Raw genomic sequence first — 16,489 nt, forward strand, 5'->3', positions numbered from 1 at the left:
GCAAGATGGACAAGCGCGTACTCGGCAAAGAGGGATTTGAAGTATCCGCCCTGGCGCTGGGAGCCATGGGATACGGCAAGTCCCGGGAGATCGAGGACCGGGCCGACATGATCCAGCTACTCCGCAAGGCGATGGACCTCGGCATCGACTTCTTCGACACCGCTGAGGTCTACGGCCCTTGGACCAATGAGGAGATGGTTGGCGAGGCTTTTGCCGGAATGCGGGACAGCATCAAGATTGCGACCAAGTTCGGTTGGAACATCGACCAGACGACGGGCGAACACCTCGGCGGCGTCAACAGCCGGCCGGAGCAAATCCGCAAATCGGTCGAGGGCAGCCTCAAGCGACTTCGCACGGATCGTATCGACCTTTGCTACCAGCATCGTGTCGACCCTGACGTTCCAATGGAAGACGTCGCGGGCACGGTCAAGGACCTTGTCGCCGAGGGTAAGGTCTTGCATTTCGGCCTGTCCGAAGCCGGGGCCGGGTCGATCCGCAGAGCGAATGCGGTGCACCCCGTCACTGCGCTGCAGAGCGAGTACTCTCTCTGGACACGTGAGCCCGAGGCGGAAATCCTGCCGACGCTTGAGGAGCTGGGCATCGGCTTCGTCCCCTTCAGTCCTCTCGGCAAGGGATTCTTGACGGGGAAGATCAACGCCTCGACGCAGTTCGCGGACAATGACTTCCGGGGCAAGATACCACGCTTCAGTGAGGAGGCCCGTGACGCCAATCAGGCGCTGGTCGATCTGATCAAGCGGATCGGTGATCGTCATGACGCCACGCCCGCCCAGGTCTCCCTTGCCTGGCTTCTGGCACAGAAGCCGTGGATTGCGCCCCTGTTCGGAACGCGTAAGCGAGAACGACTCGAGGAGAATCTCTGTGCTTTTTCGGTCACGCTCACCGACGATGATCTGAATGACCTCTCGAATACGGAGATTCCCATCGAAGGCGAACGATATCCGCCCGAGTTCATGAAGTTGGCCGGGCTCTGATATTGTCGCGAGGCGAAAGCGTCGGAAAATATCCACTTCTGAATGATACCTAAAAGGCTTTCCTGTTTCGTGATACGAAGGCCAACATCAGACATCGTCGTCAGTCTCGGTGCCTTACCCTCGCTCGATTGCCATTTTCGTCCATCCTAAAGCCACCCCAACACGGCTGCAGTCGACGATAGGCACGGTCCCCCGAGAGCGAAGACCAAGACTTGATGCCGCCAATACCGACCCAGGCATTGCGGGCAACCATTGGCCCTCATCCGAACCCTTCGTACCCGGAACCTTCCAGGTGAAAACGCGTTCGTGCTGATCCGAGACAATGGAGAAGGAACAGCATGTCCTCCCGCGCAAACCTCACAGCTCTCTTGGCGGTTCTCGCAATGGCTGGCTATCAGAACCGCGATAAGATCGCCGATGTCTTGAAAGGCCTCCAGAACCCACAGACACCCCACCCCGACGGCACCGTCGCTCAGGAGCAAGGCGGCCTGGGCGGGATGCTTGGGCGACTCGCGAACGGCGGTTTAGGCGGACTTCTCGGGGGCAGCACGCCGGGCGGCATTCTCAGTGGCGGTCTGGGCGACTTGCTCGACCAGTTTCGACAGAATGGTCTCGGTGACCGCGCTGACACGTGGGTGAAAACCGGACCCAACGAGGGCATTCAGGATCACGAGCTGTCACAGGCGCTCGGCGACGATGTTCTCGATGAACTCACACAGAAAACAGGCCTGTCGAAAGACGAAATCCTTCGGCGCCTGTCCCGCGATCTGCCAAAGGCCGTGGACGACCTGACCCCGGACGGCTCAGTCCCCACTGAGCAAGCGTTTAACGACGCGGGAACGCCCAGCCGGACCTCGGTTCCAAATGCGGGTCGGATCGTCTAGCCGCTGCCACGGGCGGAACGTTCAAACGTCCTAAGAAACGCCACAGCATCAGCGGAGCATCAAAAGGGATCGGATGAATTCTCACTCGATCCCTGACGTGATCGCCTCGACAGTTGGTAAAAGCGGTCATGTGGGCCTCTGGATGCGGCTCAGCGGGCGCCTCTTTGGCGCAGTTGAATTAGACTAGCTGTGTAGTGCCCGAGGCACACAAATAGCCCAACAATGGCTCCCTGATGCAAGAAGAATTGCAACGTCGCTTCCTCGAAATTCCAGAAATTGATCGCCACCTCGGCCACCAAGCGCGAGCCCGTGCTCATTACCACCCAGCTGTGGACGCCGTAGCCCGCGATGACGAGTGCCAGGACGCGGAGAATCCACGCCCGGCTGGCGCTGGGGGCACCAAGCCGCAGCCAGGTGCGCGCCGAGGCCATGATCATGGCCCAGCGCATGCCGACGTGGACCGCGACGATCACCAGCGCCCAATAGGCGGCCTGGGCGTGCAGCTGCCGTGCTCCGAACGAGCTGGCGATCGGTAGGAAGCTGAACAGAGCGCGCGAAATGATAACGCTGGTGACCAGCAGGATCAGCATCGCGGCCGCGAGCGCGGAAATGGTAGTGATGTTGAGCCAGCCCCGCAAATCCCGGCCACCCTTGCGGGCCGCCGAGCCGTACCAGCGCCGATTGAAGGTGTTATGGGCGATCAACAGCCCGAACATTGCCGTTCCGATCAGTTCATGGGCAATGTTGCCCAACCAATCGTAAGCCAAGCCGACGAGCAGCAGGCAGCCCGCCACGCCATTCATGAGCAGGCGCGCTTGGAGTGACATCAAGGCAGATACGCTTCCATGCGGTCGCGGGTGAACATGAAATCATTGCTTTCCTGCCCTTGATGGCAGGCCTCGCAACGTTCCGCGATCGGGCTCCGTTTGACCTCTCCATCGAGGCCGAACTCCTGGAAATGCCAATCACCGGTGCGCTTCTCCTCATCGACTTCAAGGCCCCAATCGACGCCCTTTTCCATGACGAAATAGCCGGTCAGGGCACCGTCGTTGTAAATCTCCAGTACCAGCCTGGTGCCAGGGGGCAACGGCTTGCCAGCCTTCGCGATGTCGATCGTTTCCTTCAGTGCGTAGGCCAGCTCGCCACCTGAACCACGCCTGTAATCGCCATACATAACCATCTGCTTGAAATCTTTCGGAAAGGTCGCGCGGTTGGCGGCCGTGGCGGCGAGGCCATTCGCTATGAGCAGCGTGGCCCCAACCAGGGCTAAAAGGGCAGAACGGAACGACGACATGGGGATTCTTTCTGGATACAGGGAATATGATTGGGTGGCGGCTTCGGAAATGCCGACGGGCGCCGCTGTGGCGCCCGCCGCTCAGGAGGTCATGTCGAGACGTCTACCGACTCCATGTACATTGGGCTCATGCGGCCGCCATGCACCGTGATGCCGGAGAGTACGGAGTTGATCTCGGTGAGATCGGCAGGTGTCAATTCGACACGGAGCGCACCGAGATTTTCGTTCAGATGGTCAATGTTGCGGGTGCCAGGGATCGGCACGATGAAAGGCTTCTGTGCGCGCAGCCATGCCAACGCGACAGCAGAAGGCGACACTCCTTTTTTGGCCGCGAACTGCCTCAGGAACGTGACGATCGGCATGTTCGCCGCCAGGTTCTCCGCGCTAAAGCGTTCAAAATTCGCGCGAAGGTCGGTTTTCGGATCGAACTTGGTGTTGCTATCGATCCTGCCAGTCAGATACCCCATCCCGAGCGGGCCCCACGGCACGAAGCCGATTCCGAGTTCCTCACATGTCGCCAGGACACCATTGGTCTCAGGACTGCGCTCCATCATCGAATATTCCGTCTGCACCGCCGTTACCGCCTGAACAGCATGAGCCCGTCGGATGGTCCGAGGACTCGGCTCGGACAAGCCGAAATGCAGCACCTTGCCTTCCTGGATCAGGTCCTTGACCGCGCCGGCAACGTCCTCGATAGGCACGTTCCTGTCGACGCGGTGCTGATAGAACAAGTCGATATGATCGGTCCTAAGGCGCCTCAGCGATGCTTCGGCAACGCGCTTGATGCGTTCCGGCCGGCTGTCCCGCGCGGTGGTGCCGTCGAGGGCGAAGCCGAACTTGGTGGCGATCTTTACCTGGTTGCGGATGGGAGCCAAGGCTTCGCCCACCAGCTCTTCGTTGATAAACGGTCCGTAAACTTCGGCCGTGTCGAAGAAGGTCACGCCGTTATCGTGGGCGGTGCGCAGAGTTTGGATGCCTTGGGCGATGTCGGCCGGTGGCCCGTAGGTGCCGCTGATGCTCATGGCACCGGCTCCGATTTCCGGCACCTCAAGAGTTCCGAGTTTGCGGGTTTTCATGATCGATCCTGTCTGCGTGGTTGACGTATCCGAAGAGGCGGCCCAAGCCATTGATCCCAGCGGCAGGGTTACTCCGGCGACGGCCGCCCCAACGACAAACTCTCGGCGTCCGATACGCAGCTCGATCGGTCTTTGCTTATCCATGATCAGTCTCCTGATTGACCGCGACCGAACGGGCGTCGCCTCGCGAAACGTCCTTGTGACGTCGAAAGCGATGGCCCGGGTCTTTGCGGCTCACGTTGACAGTGAGTGATATAAGCCCCGCGAGATCATCCGATTAGACGGGAATATCTGCATGGGTTTAGAAATAGGATTTCTGAATTAGGATGAATGCTCGATGCTCGACAAATGCCAGTAGGCGGCAGGCTTTCGCGCTGCCGCCGAAACCGTTGCCGAGACTTGCGGCGGCGGCGCCGGGGCGCCTTGCGAGGAAGACCTAAGCCTCGGGATCGAAGCCAAGTGAACTCGATAGTTCCCGGTGGGCCTCAATCTGCTGCTGCAGCAGCGCGATTTTCTGTTCAACCATGCCGACGGCATCGGCTCCGGCGATGAACCGGCGAGGCAGTTCCGGCTGATTGACCAGGGTGATTAGCGCTTGGGCGAGTTTCGCGGGATCACCGCTCTGCTGGCCGTTGGCGGATTTCCAGAAGGCGAGATGCTGGGTGCGCCGTTCGTCGTAATCGCCGATGGCGGTGAAGGCGTATTGTGTGGATTCATCGGTCAGGAGCTCGGTCCGGAAGAAGCCCGGATTGACGATCATCGTTTCGATCCCGAACGGGGCGACTTCTCCCTGCAGCGATTCCATCCAACCATCGAGGGCGAACTTCGAGGCCGAGTAGGCGCTGCAGAATTCAAAGCCGAGCAGGCTGGCCGTGGACGAGATCGAGATGATCTTGCCGGACTTCTGCTCACGCATCACCGGGAGTACAGCGCGGGTGACGCTCATCGGGCCGATAAGACTGCTAGCCAGTTGCAGATCGATCTGGGCTGGGGTCAACTCCTCGAAATAGCCCGCGTAGAAGTTCGCGGCATTGTTGACCAGGATGTCGATGCGGCCGAAGTGTTCGACGGCCGCCTTGACCGCGTCCTCGGCATCCGCTGGCTTAGTCACGTCCAGCGTCGCGACCAGCAGGTTTTCCGATGGGCCGATCGCCTTGGCCACGCGTTCGCGATTGCGGCCTGTCGCGACAAGCTTGTCGCCAGCGACAAGCACTGCCTTGGCAAAATCGAGGCCCATGCCTCGGCCGGCCCCAGTGATCATCCACACTTTGCTCATGATAGTTTCCTTGATTGTCAGTTGTTTATCTGTCGCTCTAAGCGGTGGCCTTCTGCCGCGGCGCATGGCGATCATCATTGATGTCGAACCAGCCCGTGGCGAACTGGATTTGGCCCCAGAGGCCGGCCGGGAGGGCGATCTCAGGCACTTTCGTGGTCCTGATCTCGGTCTCGATCAGTCTTCCATTGCCGTGCTTCGATAGTTCGACCCATTCCGGGTTCATCACCAGCCCTTGACCCACCGCAACGAGCGAAAGGCCCAGATCAAGCGCATGCTCCGCCTGTTGCGGCGTCCTGACCTGGCCAGCGGCGATCACTGGGACGCGTCCGGCAACTTTCGCGGCGACGAGTTCGGCGATGGTACGGTCATCGGTGGCTTCGGCCGGCTTGGCTTCGAGTATGTTCGACAGCGATGCATGGATGTAATCCACTCCGCAGTCGATGAGACCCTCGATGAGGGCGCGGGTGTCGCTTATGCGGAGGCCGTCTTGTTCCGGTTCCTCGGGCGAAACCCGATATCCCAGAAGGAACGGTCGCTCCGCATGTGTCGCGATCACCCGCTTTACTTCGCGGACCACGGCGAGTGGGAACCGCATCCGGTTTTCCAACGTGCCGCCCCACGCGTCGTCGCGATGATTGTAGTGTGGCGAGAAGAAATTCTGAATCAGGAAGCCATGAGCCCCGTGGAGTTCTATGCCGTCGAAACCCGCCTCGATGGCGCGGCGGGTCGCATCACCGAAAGCGGAAATCACCTCCACGATTTCGTCATGGTCCAATGCGCGAGGCAAAACGCCTCCCGGATTGAAAGGGCCTGCAGAAACGGGCATCGCGCTTGCGCCAACCACGTCCGCATCCGGAACAAGCTCCGGCACGGCCTTGTTGCCTGCGTGGAAAATCTGAAGAACGGCTGGTGCACCACCGCTTTTGGCAGCCTCCGCTAGACGCCGGAGGCTTGGGATGAAGCTGTCGTCATTGGACGCGAATTCACCCGTGAAACCGATGCCATTGGGCGTGACATGCGTGCAGCCCGTCAGAACCAGGCCAACGCCGTTCACCCGGCGGCGATAATAGAGGAGTTCCTCATCGGACACGGTTCCGTCGTCGTTTGCCGACCATGTCGTCATCGGCGCCATGACGACCCGGTTGCGCATGGTGATCCCATTGGCGAAGGTGAATGGTTCGAACAGTGTGGGGGCGGTCTGCATTGTCAAACGTCTCTCATGTTTGCCGTTTCGGTGGCTGTGAGATGACAGATAGTTCAGATGACAAACATTGATTAGCCGCTATAATCTGCATGAAGTCAGAAATGGAATTGATAAATGCGTCAGGGTGATTTCAGCGAACTTGCGGCCTTCATCGCCGTCGCCGAGGCCGGCAGTTTTACGCGCGCCGCCGCCAAACTCGGGCTTTCCCAATCCGCTGTCAGCTATTCGGTCAGGATGCTGGAGCAGAAGCTGGGGGTGCGGCTGATCTCTCGCACAACCCGCAGCCTATCGCTGACCGATGCCGGGCAACGCATGCTGCGAAACCTCCGCCCGGCGTTCGATCACATCGAAAGCGAGATCGCAGCCGTCACCGCACTTCGCGACAAGCCTGCAGGTACGATCCGCATCACGACATTCCGATATGCCGCCACAAGCGTGCTCTGGCCCGTCGTCACCAAGTTCCTGGCGGAATATCCTGATATCGAAATGGAAATCATCCTCGACGAAGGCCTCACGGATATTGTGGCTGACCGGTTCGATGCGGGCATCCGGGTTGGCGAACAGGTGCAGAAAGACATGGTGGCGGTTCGGATCGGCCCGGACCTGCGCATGGCCGTTGTCGGGTCGCCGTCCTACTTCGCGAACCACAAAATCCCGCAAACACCCCGCGAGCTAGGGGAACACCGGGGCGTGAGCTACCGCCAGACCACCGGAGGCGGAATATACGCATGGGAGTTCGAGCGCGATGGAGAAGAGCTCCAGGTCAGAATGAACGGGCCGCTCATTTTGAACGATGGTCTCATGCTGGAAGCCGCAGCCTTGGACGGGCTGGCGCTCGCCTACACATTCGAAGATCAGGTCTCAAAACATATCGCGGACGGCCGGCTGATCCGAGTCCTTGAAGACTGGTGCGAGCCGTTCCCTGGCTATCATCTCTACTATCCGAGCAGACGTCAGCATACGGCGGCGTTTGCTCTATTTGTTGAAGCGCTTCGCTTCAAAGGCTAGGTCAGGCTTTGACCCACACGGGAATCGGATCGGCAATGGCCGCTGCAGCCGGGAATTGCCACAGCGGTCACCTTTCTAAACCAGCTTTTCCAGTGTGATGGGAAGGCTTCGAATGCGCTTGCCCGTAGCGTGATAGACGGCATTGCCGATGGCGGGGGCTACTCCGACGACGCCGATCTCGCCAACGCCCTTGCCGCCAAGAGCAGTTGCCTTCATGTCGGGAATACCAACTGAAATTACCTGGATTTCAGGCACGTCGGCATTGACCGGGATGGCGTAGTCGGCAAAGTTTGCGTTTATGGTGCGTCCGTCCCGCTGGTCGACATACCCTTCTTCGAGCAGCGTCTGTCCTAGGCCCATGACCATCCCGCTGATCCACTGGCTCTCGGCCAGCTTCGGGTTGAAAATCCTGCCGCTGTCGAAGGCCGAAACCATTCGCTTGACACGGATTGTGCCAAAATCCTCGTCGACACGAACCTCTACGAACTGCGCGCACCAACTGTGAGCCGAGACACCCCCTTCCACAGCACCCTTCAACTGAGCGAAACTGCGGTCAGCGGCATTTTTCATGTCCTCGGTGGCGCCGGGGGCAAAGGTGTTGCCCTCGACTTCCAGTTTATCCATGCCCACCGCTTTCAGCAACTCAGCGATGCTGACACCGCCGGCTGGCCGACGGGCGGGCCGCACCGTGCCGTTCTCGAATGTCAGGTCGGTTACTTTCGCGGCCTGCAACGGCGACTTGGAATCGGATGCGGCAAGCGCGAGCAAAGCCTCCACCGCGTTTCTGGCAGCCTTGTCCACCGCGCCTGACAGGTTGTTGGCCTGTTGAGAGCCTCCGGCGAGTGCCGACCTGGGAAGAATGGTATCACCCAGCCGCACTACGACAGTCTCGACAGGAACGCCCAATGCGTCCGCAGCCGTCTGTGCGAGAATGGTATACGTGCCCGTACCCATGTCGGTACCTGCGCTGAGCACCTCGATTTGCCCGCTGGCATGCAAGACCAGTTTGGCTTCGCTGGCAGTGCGGATCATGGGATATGAACCGGCAGCCATCCCATAGCCGATGAGCTCTCGCCCTTCACGCATCGAGCGCGGTACGGGGTTGCGCTTCCACCAGCCGATACCTTCCGCCCCGGCGGAATATGCTTCTCGCAATTGCCGCGTGGTCCACTGCATCTTGGTGCTGGGATCGATCTCTGCCCAGTTGGCGAGGCGCAGCGTCACCGGGTCCATGCCGAGCGCGTAGGCCAGCTCGTCTATCGCACTTTCGAGTGCGTAAGCGCTGGGGTTTTCGCCGGGGCCGCGCTTCCAGCCGGGTTGGACTGTATTGACGGCCACGACGTTCAGACGCGACGAGAAGTTGGGCGTCGCGTACATGATCTTCGTCACGTTGTTGCAGGCCTCGACATGGACTTCGTCTATCGCCGTCTCGTTCCAGCTCTCATGGACGATCGACGTGATCTTTCCGTCCTTCGAGGCGCCGAGGGAGATCGCCTGCCGGGTTGCCGGGCGGCCCCCGAGGCCGGTAAAGGTCTGAGGACGAGTGAGCGAAAGCTTGACTGGCCTGCCGAGCTTGCGCGAGGCAACGCATGCCAAACCCACATGAGGGTGCGCCCCGATCTTGGAACCGAACCCACCGCCAACGTATGGCGAGATGACCCGCACGTTCTCGATATCGATGCCCAGCCATTCCGCCACGACGCTTCGCGCGCCGCCCACCCACTGGCTCGGCTCCCAGACGGTGATCTTGCCGTTGTCCCAGGATGCGATGCAGGCATGCGGCTCCATTGGCACATTGTATTCGCGCGAAGTGGTATAGGTGGCATCGACCTTGACGTCCGCACTGGCCAGGCCCGCTGCCGCATCGCCCCATGCAGCTCCCATCGGTTCGATAAGCTGCGCTTTCGCCTTGGGATCGTTAATGTCGAGAATGGCGTCGCCATCTGCATACTCTACCTTGAGAAGGCTTGCAGCGTCCGTCGCCTGCTCGAAAGTCTCTGCGACCACAAGCGCGATATGCATACCATTAAACCGGACGACATCGTCCTGAATGGGCGTGAATTCTTCCGTAGCGCCGCCACCCTTGCTGTAGACAGTCGGCTTGTTGATCTTCAGGGTGTTCTGAAAGGTATATACGTCCAAGACACCAGGCAGCGCCTTGGCGGCGGACGTGTCGATATTGACGATACGCCCTGCCGGACGTGTGGATTGGACGGTGACGCCATAAGCCATGTTCGCGAGCTTCTGCTCGATGGCATAGCGGGCCTGGCCTGCCACTTTCAATGGACCCTCGGCGCGGGAAAGACGGGAACCGAGCGCTGTCACCTTTGCATTGGAGGGCTCGGCAGCAAAAGCTGTTGGCGCGAGGTTGACGCCAGCGCCAGCGACCGCAGCCACGCCGGCTCCGAGTTTCATGACCGTGCGCCGATTGAGTTCGAACTGATTTTTCTGTGTCATGCGATGTCTCCTACCGTCATCAGGGCGCGTGCCACGACCTTCGGTGTCAACTCGATCTTGAACGCGTTGTGTCCGCTCGACTTTGCGCCCTCGACGGCGGCTGCAGCAGCAGTACGAAGCGTCGCCTCGTCGAGCGTTTTTCCCCTGAGTGCATCCTCGACGGTACGAAGGCGCCAAGGTTTTGTGGCAACGCCGCCAACCGCGATGCGCACGTCGCGGATGGTCTTGCCGTCCTCTTCGAGCTCGATACCGACGGCGGCGCTGGCAGCGGCGAACTCGTAGGATGCGCGATCGCGGACCTTCAGATAATGCGAGCGCTGCAGCGCGGCGACCCGCGGAATTTCGATTCCGACGATCATCTCGCCCGGCGACAGTTGATGCTCGAGATTCGGCGTTTCACCGGGAAGTAGGAAGAATTCCTCGACGGCAATGATGCGCTCGGAAGAGCCTCTGATGATGACTTTGGCGTCGAATGCCACGAGGGAAACGGCAAAATCCCCTGGATAGATCGCGATGCAGGCATCGCTGGTGCCAAGCACAGCATGATTACGATTGACACCTTCCACAGCCGCGCATCCAGAACCTGGATTGCGCTTGTTGCAGTTCGAATAGGCGCCTGGATCGCGGAAATACATGCAACGTGTTCGCTGCATCAGGTTGCCGCCTATCGACGCCATGTTGCGTAACTGTGCTGAGGCCGCCCGCCACAGGCTCTCCGACAAAACCGGAGCAGCCTCGATTACGCCAGCGTGGGCCGCGACCTTGCTCATCTTCGCGAGCGCGCCGATACGGATGACGTCAGTTGAAACGTCGATCGTGTTCAGGCCGGGCAGACGTGTGATATCGACCAAGTGCGCAGGGCGCTCTACATTGAGTTTCATGAGATCGAGGAGCGTGGTGCCGCCCGCGAGAAACTTTGTTTCGGGCTGCGCAGCCGCTTCAATGGCCGCGCTCACGTCTTCGGCATGCAGATAGTCAAACGTCCTCATTGTGCTGCCTCCTTCATGAGGCGGCTTGCGGCGTCGCGTACAGCGGCCACGATATGCGGGTAGGCCCCGCAGCGACAGAGATTGCCGCTCATGTATTCGCGGATCTCGTCATCGGTGCCTGCATGACCTTCGCGAATACAGCCGACGGCCGACATGATCTGGCCAGGGGTGCAATAGCCGCATTGGAAGGCGTCGTGCTCGATGAAGGCGGTCTGAACCGCATGCATCACACCATCCGCGGACTGCAGGCCCTCGATCGTCCTCACCGAACGGCCCTCAACCTGGGCCGCCAAGGTGAGACAGCTCAGAACCCGCTCGCCATCGACATGCACGGTACAGGCGCCGCATTGGCCGTGATCGCAGCCCTTTTTCGTCCCGGGGAGATCGGCATGCTCACGCAGGACATCGAGCAACGTCGTGCGTATGTCGAGTTGGAGGTCATGGCGGATGCCATTGACCTCTAGCGATAATGGATGGACAGCGGACATCTCGTTTCCTTTCGGACCCAGTGATCGACGTTGAGACTTAGCTCGATTGCTGGTGAGCTATTAGTCGGCGATTTCTGCACGAGGTTAGAAGCGTGGTTTCTGAATGCAGTCACCGGCCGTCAGCAAAGGAAAAGATGGTGACAAGCTGCGGGAGGTTTTTTTCGCATGGGTCGGTCGCTTAAGACCCCCAGTTCCTTCAGCGCCCGATCTGTCAATGGTGTTGGTACCTGCAGGCCCAATGCCCCGAGCGGTAGACAGCGCCCGCTGCAACCGCACCCCGTGAAATTGGGCGGGCTAGCGCGAGCCGAGCCTAAATGTCCGCTGTTCAATTTTGGCGACCGAAAGCTGCCCGTCAGTCGTCGGCCCTAATCCAGTCACTCATCTTGGTCGCGCCAGTGACCACTTTGGGGCCGTGAATCGACCGGCGGCTTTGCGTTGGGAGAGCCAGAAAAGCAGACACCCGCTCGCATCCGGGCTGCACTTCGTCCGGACCTTGCGCCTGCCGATCAGCCCCCATCTTCTGCGTCGGGGTCGGGCGTCAAGATCGGCCACGGGCGCCGTGACGCAAGATCTGGATGGCGTGGTTCAGATTCTGGCGCACCGTGCTCGTCCCGGAGCTTGTCGATGAGATTGAGACACCGGGCAGCGGGATCATCCTCGCCACCGCGGCCCGTCATCGCCAGAAGCTTTCGGCGCAGCTCAGTCGCCGCGACGGGCACGATATCATAGGCGCCCTCCCAATTTTCGGCCGGGACATGTTCCGTGACAGCGCTTTGGATCGACCGCCACGTTATAAACGAGCGTCTGGTTTTCATCTCGAAATCGATCAGCAACAGTATGCCCTCTGTGTCAGGATCTTCGGCGACTGCGCCAGCTAGCAAGGCAAGCTGTTTCGTCGTCGGCCCATCGTTCAGGAGGTCGTAGACATAGGCGCGGATCTCGGAGAACTTCGAAATCAAGCCACCCAATTCGCCTTGCCAACGCCACCCGTCGTAAGACTTGCCATCGAGCGCGCCGCTGAAGGTCAAGTCAACAAGACGACGCGCGGCGGAAACGGTGCGGAATCCCAACGCAGTCGCGCGCCATTGGTCGTTCTGGTAGAGACGCGGGTCTTCTTCTGCGAGCGTGAAAGCCACGCCTTCTGCGTCGTCCGAGGACGAACTGCTGAGTCCCCCGACCAGCTCTTCAAGCATTCGTGGATAGCGCTGCGCGTCCGGCATGCCGCGCACGATGGCGGGCAGATCGGAGACAGGCGCGGCAAACGGCAAAAGGCGTAACCAATCGCGTAGCTGATACGCGTCGCTCTGTATCAGAATCCAAGTCTCCTTCTTGGCCGCCTCGAAGGTCTCAGCTATGCCGTCGGCCACAAGCTTGATGTCAATGTCCTCGCCAGAGAGGACCAGCGACAACAACAAGGCTGCGCGGGACTGCCTTGGTGCGAGGGAAACGAGCTTATGAATCATCGCGTCACGCTGGCCGTGCGGGATCCGTATTCCAACAATGCCGAGCGCAACCGCCAACTTCACCTGCGCATCCGTCGAACCTTCGACAACTAAGGTCTCGATTGCGCCGAAGATTGCCTCCGCCTCGGCCGAGGTCGCGGTAGGATCGGCCGCGCGAGCCGCACGGCGGGCTTGCACGCGCGAAAAATCTACACCGCTGTGGAACTTCTTGTCGTTTTCGGGTTCGTTCGCCTTGGTCCACTGGACGAGCAGCACTCGTGCCGCCAGCTCGCCAAAATGTTCATCGGTCAGGTATTCTCCCATCAGCGCGGCAGTCTCAGGCGCATTGATCGCCAAGAATGCGCGTTGATATTCTTGCATTTGTGGCCATTGAGCTTCTTGCACAGCGTCGCGATCTTTCCAGCCGCTCGCGATCGCTTTCTCGCGGAAGGCCCGATAGCGACGCAAATTCTGGTCAAGCATTCTCCTTAAGAGAGGAAGGTGCAAAACAGATGGAGCATGGCTCATCATCGTTGCAACAGTAGCGACTTGCCGTCGTTCCACATCTCCAGTCACGAGCATGCGCTCGGCCCATTCGCGCGCCAGCGTTCCTATTGCGGCCAAGCCTTCCTCATTGAAGGGGCGCGCCCTCTCATCGTCGCGGTAAGTCTCGCGAGAAAACAGCTCGGCCAGCTGGACGATTTCCTCATTGTCAGCGCTTATCGCCCGCGCCTGAACGGCGGCCACCAAACTTGCGCCCGGCGTGTGGCCGATACGGGTGCGCAGATCGTGATAGCGATCACCCGCTGCCTGATCGTATTTCCCGCTGGCGTCTCGCAAGACTTCCCCAGCGGCAAGATACGCGTCGATCAGCCGGCCAACAGCGTTTGGTCCCAGCACTGAAGCGGCGGCCTTGGCGCGGTCGTCGTGGCGGCTTGTTTCTTCGAGGGCGATCCCGAGCAGTGCGTCGCCCTCAAGGGCAAACCCGGCGGCCGCAAGAATATCGTCGGCGCCGTAGAAGAGTTCGCGGTGCTCCCGCACGCGGCGCAGCAGCCCGTTAGCGAGAGCCTCTGGATATCGCTTACGCGCTTCATACAACAAGTGCATTTCGCCATCGCGTTTCCGGTCGATCTCCATTTCGGCAACAATCTCAGTAACGTCGGTATCGTGGTCATCTCCGACCGGCGCGTGAACGAGCGTGCGCAGGCGCTGAAAGTGCGAAATGCCAGCAACCTTGCGCCGTTCGCCCGCTCGCCGGAGTTCCTGCTGGACGGCATCGACTGCAATGTCGTCGAGGTGACCCTTTTCGGCGAGAATGTCGTAGGTCGCGTCGCCCGCGTCAGCGAGCAAGTCGGCGACGTGGCGATCCGCCCGGCGAAATGAGAGCGCATCGACCACTGTCGCCTTCACGTCCGGATCGCTGTCAGTCTTCGCGATTGCGGTCGCGAGATCGAGGCCGTCGATCCCGCCATGCAATGCGATTTCATGCAGTACGTTCTTGCGGATTTCCGGTGGCAGTGCTGCGATGCGCGCGGGCGCGTCGTTTCCAAGCACGGATGGGCGAAATCGCTTCGCCGCCCGGAGGGCGGGCAGATGCACTTGGGTGTTTGCGTGCGAAATAAGCGGCCAAAGAAGATCGGCGAATTCGAGCCTGCCGGACGCGATCATGAAACGCACGGCGCGATCCACCTTGCCTGGCGCGTGCCACTGCTCAGCAAGATCCCGCATTTCGGTGCCGATCGGTGCCCATACCTCCTCGGTGGCGCGGAAGATCATCTCGCCCGCGAAGACAGGATCGACGTCAAATGCTGCGCGGATGGCGGCGCTGCATGCGGCCTTATGTGCGGCGTCGCCGCGCGCGCTCCGTTCGACAGCGAACAGGATTGCTTCTTCCCACGGGCGCTGGTCGAGCACGTCGGCCTTCAGTTTCTCGCGTTCTGCCGGGTCGTTGGCAGCCTGTAGCATTAGTCGTTCGACGTAGTGCGAGGCGTACCATTCTTGAAATTGCTGGTGCTGGAACGAATAGCCCGGCGTGTCGCCGGAGCGCGTCAGAACGTGATTGCTGACAAGCGTGTCGAGCAGCGTGTCGGGTTGTGTGGTGATGGTGATCTGCCCATCTGTCATCAGGACCCGCGCGGTCTCGGCAACCGATTTGCGCGCGTTGCTGTCCGTGATCGCCGTGTTGGCCGTTCTCGTGGCGAACACGGCGAGGTCATCCAAATAGTCCTGCTGGAAGCCGAGGGCCACGGCATGAAGCGCCGCCGCACGGCGGGCTTCCTGCTCGTGCGCGGCAACGAAGCGCCGTAGCACTTCTTCCTTTGTGGTCGGAAAAGGCGCGCCCTCTGGCAGCAACAGCAGTGCCGTGAGATAGAGGGGGATGGTCACAAGATCCCGGACGCCCGCTGTCCGCCAGGCTTGATCGACGAGCTGTGCGCCATCCTCCCCGCGCATGGCGCGCGCAATCTCCATTTGCTGCTCGTCGTCAAGCGGCAGCAAATCGACCCGCGTCCCACCGAAAGGAATGTCGAGAGCCTGCCTGCGCGTGGAAACGACAAGACCAAGCTCCGGCAATTCAGTCTTGAGGGCCGTGATTTGCACGCGCGCGCGTTCGCGTGCGGCGGGATCCAGTTCGTTCCAGCCGTCAAGAAGCAGCACGACGCCGGGGTTCGTCGCGACGGCGCGGAAATCCTGCTCGGAAATTCCGTTGAACGCAGGGCGTTTCAGGATGGATACGAGCAACGCGTCGCCTTCGGTGGCCCAATCTCCCAACGGCACGATAAGCGGCGTGCCATTGCCGATTTCCAACAGACCGTCGGCGACCTGAAAGAGAGTTGTCGTCTTCCCCATTCCGGGTGCCGCGACAAGGATGAGGTCATCCAGTGTGGTCACCGCGTTGGCAAGCGCGCGCGTACTAAGCGCCTCGTCCACATGCTTCACCTTTAATGTCAGCGTGAGCGCCACGTTTGTTCCCGGCCATTTGGGTGTTCGACGAAAGACGGCCAAATCTGCAGCGGCAGCTTTTTGAAAGCGTGCACTGATCTCCGCAACCGTCGGCGGCATGGTCGGGCCGAAGGGAAGCTTGTCGACAATGCTGCGCCACATGTCCTCAGAGTGCTTCTGCTTCCAAGAGTGCAGAAATGCCTCGGTGAAAATGGGATCATCTGAATCAATTGCCTTTGCACAGTCTTGGCAAAGCCAAATCCCGTTCTCATGCGATTTCCGTTGGTCGGGCGTCATATCGGCGCGATAGCGGCGTGCGCCAACTCCGGGGGCTGCAGCGCAGATATGAGCGGCAACTCCAATATTCATTTCCTTTGAGCCATCGCTGGTCGGCGCTGACGTCAGCTTCCTGCAACTAGGATTGCTACAATGATACCGT

The 16,489-nt window shown here is 60.3% G+C and carries 12 protein-coding genes; 3 read left to right on the plus strand and 9 right to left on the minus strand.

All coding sequences use genetic code 11. The annotated features are described in order from the left end of the window. Positions 1-5 precede the first annotated feature (5 nt). Together ACSQ26_RS17400 and ACSQ26_RS17405 are read left to right on the plus strand one after the other, a co-directional pair. Positions 6-992, plus strand: a complete 987-nt coding sequence (locus ACSQ26_RS17400) for an aldo/keto reductase (protein WP_436010967.1) — start codon at positions 6-8, stop codon at positions 990-992. A gap of 383 nt (positions 993-1,375) precedes the next feature. Beyond that, positions 1,376-1,876, plus strand: a complete 501-nt coding sequence (locus tag ACSQ26_RS17405; protein ID WP_436010969.1) for a YidB family protein — start codon at positions 1,376-1,378, stop codon at positions 1,874-1,876. Positions 1,877-2,025: 149 nt separating this feature from the next. Here the strand turns inward: ACSQ26_RS17405 and ACSQ26_RS17410 are convergent, their stop codons facing one another. From ACSQ26_RS17410 to ACSQ26_RS17430, 5 genes are all read right to left on the minus strand, one after another. Then, positions 2,026-2,703, minus strand: a complete 678-nt coding sequence (locus ACSQ26_RS17410) for a DUF4405 domain-containing protein (protein WP_436010971.1) — start codon at positions 2,701-2,703, stop codon at positions 2,026-2,028. Continuing rightward, the gene (locus ACSQ26_RS17415; protein WP_436010973.1) at positions 2,703-3,170 is read right to left on the minus strand and encodes a cytochrome P460 family protein; all 468 of its coding nucleotides are present in this window, start codon (positions 3,168-3,170) and stop codon (positions 2,703-2,705) included. Before ACSQ26_RS17415 ends, ACSQ26_RS17410 begins: the two co-directional genes overlap by 1 nt. An 89-nt stretch (positions 3,171-3,259) precedes the next feature. After that, positions 3,260-4,246 carry an aldo/keto reductase gene (locus ACSQ26_RS17420; protein WP_436015326.1) on the minus strand — a complete coding sequence of 329 codons (987 nt, stop codon included), beginning with the start codon at positions 4,244-4,246 and terminating at the stop codon, positions 3,260-3,262. A 436-nt stretch (positions 4,247-4,682) separates the two neighbouring features. Further along, the gene (locus tag ACSQ26_RS17425; protein ID WP_436010975.1) at positions 4,683-5,522 is read right to left on the minus strand and encodes an SDR family oxidoreductase; all 840 of its coding nucleotides are present in this window, start codon (positions 5,520-5,522) and stop codon (positions 4,683-4,685) included. Between the two features lie 37 nt (positions 5,523-5,559). Beyond that, positions 5,560-6,726 carry an NADH-dependent flavin oxidoreductase gene (locus ACSQ26_RS17430; protein WP_436010977.1) on the minus strand — a complete coding sequence of 389 codons (1,167 nt, stop codon included), beginning with the start codon at positions 6,724-6,726 and terminating at the stop codon, positions 5,560-5,562. A gap of 114 nt (positions 6,727-6,840) precedes the next feature. On the opposite strand from ACSQ26_RS17430, the gene ACSQ26_RS17435 reads away from it, so the two are divergent. After that, positions 6,841-7,734, plus strand: coding sequence for a LysR substrate-binding domain-containing protein (locus ACSQ26_RS17435; RefSeq protein ID WP_436010979.1), 894 nt, complete (start codon positions 6,841-6,843; stop codon positions 7,732-7,734). A gap of 75 nt (positions 7,735-7,809) precedes the next feature. Here ACSQ26_RS17435 and ACSQ26_RS17440 read toward each other — a convergent pair whose 3' ends face one another. From ACSQ26_RS17440 to ACSQ26_RS17455, 4 genes are all read right to left on the minus strand, one after another. After that, positions 7,810-10,191 (minus strand): xanthine dehydrogenase family protein molybdopterin-binding subunit, encoded by a 2,382-nt coding sequence (locus ACSQ26_RS17440; protein ID WP_436010981.1) that lies wholly within the window; start codon positions 10,189-10,191, stop codon positions 7,810-7,812. Then, a complete protein-coding gene (locus ACSQ26_RS17445) occupies positions 10,188-11,180 on the minus strand; it encodes an FAD binding domain-containing protein (protein WP_436010983.1) in 993 nt (330 codons plus the stop codon). The genes ACSQ26_RS17440 and ACSQ26_RS17445 overlap by 4 nt, the downstream gene beginning before the upstream one ends. Beyond that, the gene (locus ACSQ26_RS17450; RefSeq protein WP_436010985.1) at positions 11,177-11,668 is read right to left on the minus strand and encodes a (2Fe-2S)-binding protein; all 492 of its coding nucleotides are present in this window, start codon (positions 11,666-11,668) and stop codon (positions 11,177-11,179) included. The genes ACSQ26_RS17445 and ACSQ26_RS17450 overlap by 4 nt, the downstream gene beginning before the upstream one ends. Before the next feature lie 506 nt (positions 11,669-12,174). Next, positions 12,175-16,419, minus strand: coding sequence for an NACHT domain-containing protein (locus tag ACSQ26_RS17455; protein WP_436010987.1), 4,245 nt, complete (start codon positions 16,417-16,419; stop codon positions 12,175-12,177). Between the last annotated feature and the right edge of the window lie 70 nt (positions 16,420-16,489).

Origin of the sequence: Rhizobium sp. LjRoot254 (assembly GCF_964254105.1) — a bacterium.
Classification (GTDB): domain Bacteria; phylum Pseudomonadota; class Alphaproteobacteria; order Rhizobiales; family Rhizobiaceae; genus Rhizobium_E.

What these genes read in the sequence shown, in the direction of transcription:
- ACSQ26_RS17400 (WP_436010967.1), top strand. Translation starts at nt 6, where the DNA reads ATGGACAAGCGCGTACTCGGCAAAGAGGGATTTGAAGTATCCGCCCTG.
- ACSQ26_RS17405 (WP_436010969.1), top strand. Translation starts at nt 1,376, where the DNA reads ATGGCTGGCTATCAGAACCGCGATAAGATCGCCGATGTCTTGAAAGGC.
- ACSQ26_RS17410 (WP_436010971.1), bottom strand. Translation starts at nt 2,703, where the DNA reads ATGTCACTCCAAGCGCGCCTGCTCATGAATGGCGTGGCGGGCTGCCTG.
- ACSQ26_RS17415 (WP_436010973.1), bottom strand. Translation starts at nt 3,170, where the DNA reads ATGTCGTCGTTCCGTTCTGCCCTTTTAGCCCTGGTTGGGGCCACGCTG.
- ACSQ26_RS17420 (WP_436015326.1), bottom strand. Translation starts at nt 4,246, where the DNA reads ATGAAAACCCGCAAACTCGGAACTCTTGAGGTGCCGGAAATCGGAGCC.
- ACSQ26_RS17425 (WP_436010975.1), bottom strand. Translation starts at nt 5,522, where the DNA reads ATGAGCAAAGTGTGGATGATCACTGGGGCCGGCCGAGGCATGGGCCTC.
- ACSQ26_RS17430 (WP_436010977.1), bottom strand. Translation starts at nt 6,726, where the DNA reads ATGCAGACCGCCCCCACACTGTTCGAACCATTCACCTTCGCCAATGGG.
- ACSQ26_RS17435 (WP_436010979.1), top strand. Translation starts at nt 6,841, where the DNA reads ATGCGTCAGGGTGATTTCAGCGAACTTGCGGCCTTCATCGCCGTCGCC.
- ACSQ26_RS17440 (WP_436010981.1), bottom strand. Translation starts at nt 10,191, where the DNA reads ATGACACAGAAAAATCAGTTCGAACTCAATCGGCGCACGGTCATGAAA.
- ACSQ26_RS17445 (WP_436010983.1), bottom strand. Translation starts at nt 11,180, where the DNA reads ATGAGGACGTTTGACTATCTGCATGCCGAAGACGTGAGCGCGGCCATT.
- ACSQ26_RS17450 (WP_436010985.1), bottom strand. Translation starts at nt 11,668, where the DNA reads ATGTCCGCTGTCCATCCATTATCGCTAGAGGTCAATGGCATCCGCCAT.
- ACSQ26_RS17455 (WP_436010987.1), bottom strand. Translation starts at nt 16,419, where the DNA reads ATGAATATTGGAGTTGCCGCTCATATCTGCGCTGCAGCCCCCGGAGTT.